The sequence below is a fragment of the Halorubrum sp. Boch-26 genome (genome assembly GCF_029889805.1).
In the GTDB taxonomy this organism is placed as follows: Archaea; Halobacteriota; Halobacteria; order Halobacteriales; family Haloferacaceae; genus Halorubrum.
Window position 1 is genome coordinate 1 of the sequence record NZ_JARANT010000132.1, and the last position, 5,107, is coordinate 5,107.

Consider the following 5,107-nt stretch of genomic DNA (forward strand, 5'->3'; position numbering starts at 1 on the left):
CCGCGCGCTCGGTTCTGAGTTTACTAGACTGGAGGGCGACGACGGGGAGGGCGAGGGCGACGACTCCGGCGACGACTCCGGCAGCGACCGGCTCCCGGGCGACGGCCTGCTCACCGGCGCGGCGGAGTTCGAGGGGCGCGATGTCCACTTCATGGCCAACGACTTCACCGTGAAGGCGGGGTCGATGGCGGCGAAGGGCGTCGAGAAGTTCCTCCGGATGCAACAGCGCGCGCTGAAGACGGGCCAGCCCGTGCTCTACCTGATGGACTCCTCCGGCGGCCGGATCGACCAGCAGAGCGGCTTCTTCGCCAACCGCGAGGGGATCGGGAAGTACTACTACAACCACTCAATGCTGTCGGGCGCGGTCCCGCAGATCTGCGTGCTGTACGGCCCCTGTATCGCCGGCGCCGCCTACACCCCCGTCTTCGCCGACTTCACGGTGATGGTCGAGGGGATGTCCGCGATGGCGATCGCCTCGCCGCGGATGGTGAAGATGGTCACCGGCGAGGAGATCGAGATGGCCGACCTCGGCGGTCCGCGCGTCCACGCCGAGGAGTCCGGCTCCGCCGACCTCGTCGCCCGCGACGAGGAGCACGCCCGCGAACTGGTCGCCGACCTGATCGGCTATCTCCCCGACAGCGCCGGCGAGAAGCCTCCGAAACGGGAGACGAGGCCCCCCGCATTCTCCCCGGAGGGAATCGACGAGCTGATCCCGGAGTCGCCGAACCGCCCGTACGACGTGCGCGACCTGCTCGACCGGGTCGCCGACGCGGAGTCCGTCTTCGAGCTGAAAGAGGGGTACGGCCCGGAGATAGTCACGGCGTTCTGCCGGATCGACGGGCGTCCCGTCGGCGTCGTCGCCAACCAGCCGACGGAGCGGTCGGGCGCCATCTTCCCGGACGCGGCCGAGAAGGCGGCCGAGTTCATCTGGACCTGCGACGCCTACGAGATCCCCCTGTTATACCTCTGTGACACGCCGGGGTTCATGGCCGGCTCGCAGGTCGAGAAGGACGCGATCTTGGAGAAGGGGAAGAAGATGATCTACGCCACCTCGTCCGCGACGGTCCCGAAGCAGACCGTCGTCACCCGGAAGGCGTACGGCGCGGGTATCTACGCGATGGGCGGGCCCGCCTACGACCCCGAGAGCGTGATCGGGCTCCCCTCCGGCGAGATCGGTATCATGGGCCCCGAGGCCGCGATCAACGCCGTCTACGCCCGGAAGCTCGCCGAGATCGACGACCCCGAGGAGCGCGCGGAGACGGAGGCGCGGCTCCGCGAGGAGTACCGCGAGGACATCGACATTCACCGGATGGCCAGCGAGGTCGTCATCGACGAGATCGTGGCCCCGTCGACGCTCCGCGAGGAGCTCGCGGCCCGGTTCGCGTTCTACGAGGACGTGGAGAAGGACCTGCCGGACAAGAAACACGGGACGGTTATTTAAGAACTGACGGGCGGGGAGGCGGACGATTTCATAAAGCCGCGATCCACTCGGCGCCGAGGAGCTCGGCCGCGCTCCCGAAGCCGAGCGCCACCGCGATCCCGACCGCCAGCAGCGCGCCGACGTACGCGGCGGAGCCCACCAGCGACGCGGCGGCGAACCGCGGAGCGGAGACGGACGAGGCGTTCGCGGTCGGGACGGCGAGCCAGCCGCGGGTGCCGGGGACCGCGTTCGAGGCCGCCACCGCGGGGAGTCCCCACCGGTCGAACCAGCGGCCCGCGCCGTCGATCGCGCTGTCGCTGACCGGAACGAGGGGGAGCGCCGTGGGGTCCGCGTCGAACCGGCGGACGGCGACGAAGACGACCGACTGACCGACGGTCGCGCCGAGCACCGCCGCGGCGAACACCGGCAGGACCGCGATCGCCTCGACGCCGACGGCGACCACCGCGGCGACGAACAGCGTCCGCGCCGGGAGCACCTTCCCGACGAGAGCGCCTTCGAGCGCGAACACGGCGAACACCGCGACGGCCCCGTAGCTGTCGACGAGGGCGAGCGCGGTCGCAGCGTGAGCGCTGAACACGCTCTCCATCGGCCGGCTACACGTAAAGCTCTTACACTGTGTGCAGTGCTCTCAGCACTCATACAGACGTCTAATCCGATTATCCGACATCTCTTCACCCTCGATGGACGCCGAGCGGTCGGGGTGGGTATTTATCGACCGCGTCCGCACGTGTCATCCATGATAGACGTCGGCCGCAAGGCGCCGGACTTCATCGCCCCCGCGGTCACGGGCGAGACGGCCGCGGAACTGGAGCTGTTCCGGGTCGTCGACGGCCACGCGGCGGTCGTGCTCTGTTTCGCCCCCGCGAACTTCGTGCCCACCTGCACGGCCGAGTTCGCCGCCGTGCGGGACGCGGGCTGGCACGAGCGCGACGACCTCGCCGTCGTCGCGCTCACCGGCGACTCGCTGTACGCGGGGTTCGCGTACGCCGACCGGTTCGAGCTCCCGTTTCCCGTCGTCTCCGACTTCCACGGCGGGGTCGCCGACTCGTACGGCCTGGTCGCGGAGTCGTGGGAGGGGCACTCCCAGATTCCGCGCCGCGCGACCGTCGTGGTCGGCGGGGACTGGACCGTCCGGTTCGCCGAGGCGACGACGGACGCGCTCGACCGGCCGTCCCCCTCGCCCGTCCAGAACGCGACCGCGGCGCTCCGCGACCTCGGCGTCGACGCCGACCGCCCGCGAGTGAACTACGACGGCCCGTGGTGAACGACCGGCCGTGGTGAGGGCGTCGAACGGGTCGCCGTAGCTGGTCGAACGGGTCGCCGTAGTTATTTGACGCCCCCGCGCAGACGTCCCGACATGGAAGCCGCTCTCGCGGAGTACCTCGACGAGTTCACGCGCCGGGACTGGGAGACGCTCGATCCGGAGGCCGTCACGGACCCTGTTCGGATCGCCGTCGTCGGCCTCGGCTGGTTCGCTCGCGACTGGGCGCTGCCGGGCATCGCCCGGTCGGCGTACACCGAGGCGACCGTCGTCACCGACATCGACGCCGACGCGGTCGAGGCGGTCGCCGCCGAGCGCGACGTGACCGGCGTCACCCCGAACGAGTTCCGGGCCGGTGCCGCCGCCGACGAGTACGACGCGGTGTACGTCGCGACGCCGAACGCCACCCACTTGGAGTACGTTCGGGCCGCCGCGGCGCAGGGGAAGGCGGTCCTCTGCGAGAAGCCGCTGGAGGCGACGCCGGACCGCGCGCGCCGGCTCGTCGAGGCGTGCGACGACGCCGACGTGCCGCTGATGGTCGGCTACCGGATGCAGACCGACCCCGCCGTCCGTCGGCTCCGCGACCTCCTCGACGCGGGCGTCGCCGGCGACGTGGTCCACGTGCACGCGACGATGTCGCAGACGATGCTCGGCGAGCTCGGCGGCGACGACGACCAGTGGCGGCTCGACCCGGAGCTGTCCGGCGGCTGCGCGCTCATGGACCTCGGCGTCTACCCGCTCAACACGACCCGGTTCGTACTCGGTTCGGACCCGGTCCGCGTCTCCGGGCGGACCCGTACGCGCCACGAGGCGTTCGCCGACGTCGACGAGGACGCCACGTTCCGGCTGGAGTTCCCGGGCGGCGTCGACGCGCTGTGTTCGGTGAGCCAGAACGCACAGCACGCGAGCCGACTGGAGGTCACCGGGACGGACGCCAGACTACTCTTAGACCCGGCATTCTACGAGCGGGAGGACCGCGGGTTCGCCGTCGTCCGCGACGGCACCCGCGTCGACGTCGACTTCGACCAGGTCCACCAGATCGAAGAGGAGTTCGCGTACTTCGGCCACCAGCTGCTGGCGGGCGAGCCGTTCCACCCGGACGGCGAGCACGCGCTTGCGGACGCGCGCGCCCTCGACGGGATCTACGAGTCGGCCGAGACCGGCCGCCCGGTGACGCTCGACGAGGACGCGGAGTGACTCCGGGCCGCGTCGCTCGCTGAGCGCGGGCCCTCCTACTGCTCGATCCCGTACACGTCGCTCGTCCAGTCGCGGGCCGGGGTGTCGTACACCGGCTCGTCGCGGTCCTGTTCGTCGAGCCGCCGCCGGTCGGCCGCGTCGAGCTCCCAGTCGAGGTCGGCGTTCGCCCGGACGTGGTCCGGCGTCGACGACCGCGGCAGCGGGACCACGCCGTTGTCGACCGCCCACCGGAGCACGACCTGCGCGGGGCTCCTGTCGTATTTGTCGGCGAGCTCGGCGACGACCTCGTCGTCAAACACGTCCGTCCGCGCGAGCGGCGCCGCCGCCTCGATCACGGTGTCGGACTCGCGGCAGTAGTCGACGAGGTCGGGGCGCTGGAGCCACGGGTGGAACTCGATCTGGTTGACCGCGATCGGGACGTCCGAGACGTGGTGCGCGCAGCTGAGCTGATAGGCGCTGAAGTTCGAGACGCCCACGTCGCGGACGAGCCCCCGATCGCGGAGCTCCGCCATCGCTCGGAGCGTCTCGCGCAGCGAGATCGCGGGGTTCGGCCAGTGGACGAGGTATAAATCGAGGTAGTCGGTGCCGAGCCGTTCGAGCGACGCCTCGCAGGAGTCGATCAGCGACTCGTAGTTGAGGTTCTTCGCGAGCACCTTCGAGGTGAGGAACACCTCGTCGCGGTCGTACTCCGCGAGGACGCCGCCGATGACTTCCTCGTTGTGATACCCCTCCGCGGTGTCGATGTGCGCGTAGCCGGCGTCGAGCGCCGCGCGGACGCTCTCGGCCGTCTGGTCGTCGTCGAGGTCGTACGTGCCCAGGCCGAGCGCCGGCAGCTCGGCGCCGCTCGGGAGCGTCTTCGTTGGAACGGTCACACGTCACGGGTTCGGCGGATCGCCGATTGAAACTACCGGTCGGGGAACATCGGATCTGTTGAAACTCTCAGCGAGTGATCCATTCTGATACTGCTACGGTCAGTACGGACATAGCGGTGTTCGATAGCGGGAGTGGGTGTCACAGTCGTCGGCAGTGAAATAGTATTTAAGAGGATACGAGCGACGGCGACGATCGCTTATAAATGAACGCGGTGCGGTGGCGCACGCCTTCGAGCGCCCGCAGGGTGCGAGGAGCGCGTGCGAGGGAGGCGGCGGGCCGGCGCGGCCCCGCCCACGCCGGCCCACCGCCGGGGCAGGGGAGGCGGATGGGGCGGT

The 5,107-nt window shown here is 70.2% G+C and carries 5 protein-coding genes; 3 read left to right on the forward strand and 2 right to left on the reverse strand.

The features are described 5' to 3' along the window. Positions 1-1,441, forward strand: a 1,441-nt coding sequence (locus OQF71_RS13725) for an acyl-CoA carboxylase subunit beta (RefSeq protein WP_280588357.1), incomplete at its 5' end; no start/stop codon positions are given. Between the two features lie 28 nt (positions 1,442-1,469). Here OQF71_RS13725 and OQF71_RS13730 read toward each other — a convergent pair. After that, a complete protein-coding gene (locus OQF71_RS13730) occupies positions 1,470-2,018 on the reverse strand; it encodes a VTT domain-containing protein (RefSeq protein ID WP_280588363.1) in 549 nt (182 codons plus the stop codon). A gap of 159 nt (positions 2,019-2,177) precedes the next feature. On the opposite strand from OQF71_RS13730, the gene OQF71_RS13735 reads away from it, so the two are divergent. After that, the gene (locus OQF71_RS13735) at positions 2,178-2,705 is read left to right on the forward strand and encodes a redoxin domain-containing protein (RefSeq protein WP_280588359.1); all 528 of its coding nucleotides are present in this window, start codon (positions 2,178-2,180) and stop codon (positions 2,703-2,705) included. Positions 2,706-2,798: 93 nt separating this feature from the next. Then, on the forward strand, positions 2,799-3,899 hold the full coding sequence (gene gfo6 / locus OQF71_RS13740; protein ID WP_280588360.1) for a D-xylose 1-dehydrogenase Gfo6: 1,101 nt from the start codon (positions 2,799-2,801) through the stop codon (positions 3,897-3,899). Between the two features lie 35 nt (positions 3,900-3,934). Here gfo6 and OQF71_RS13745 read toward each other — a convergent pair whose 3' ends face one another. Then, positions 3,935-4,771 (reverse strand): aldo/keto reductase, encoded by an 837-nt coding sequence (locus tag OQF71_RS13745; protein ID WP_280588362.1) that lies wholly within the window; start codon positions 4,769-4,771, stop codon positions 3,935-3,937. Positions 4,772-5,107 lie beyond the last annotated feature (336 nt).

Bases quoted from the DNA above. Each gene is read 5' to 3' on its own strand.
- OQF71_RS13735 (WP_280588359.1), top strand. From the start codon at position 2,178: ATGATAGACGTCGGCCGCAAGGCGCCGGACTTCATCGCCCCCGCGGTC.
- gfo6 (WP_280588360.1), top strand. From the start codon at position 2,799: ATGGAAGCCGCTCTCGCGGAGTACCTCGACGAGTTCACGCGCCGGGAC.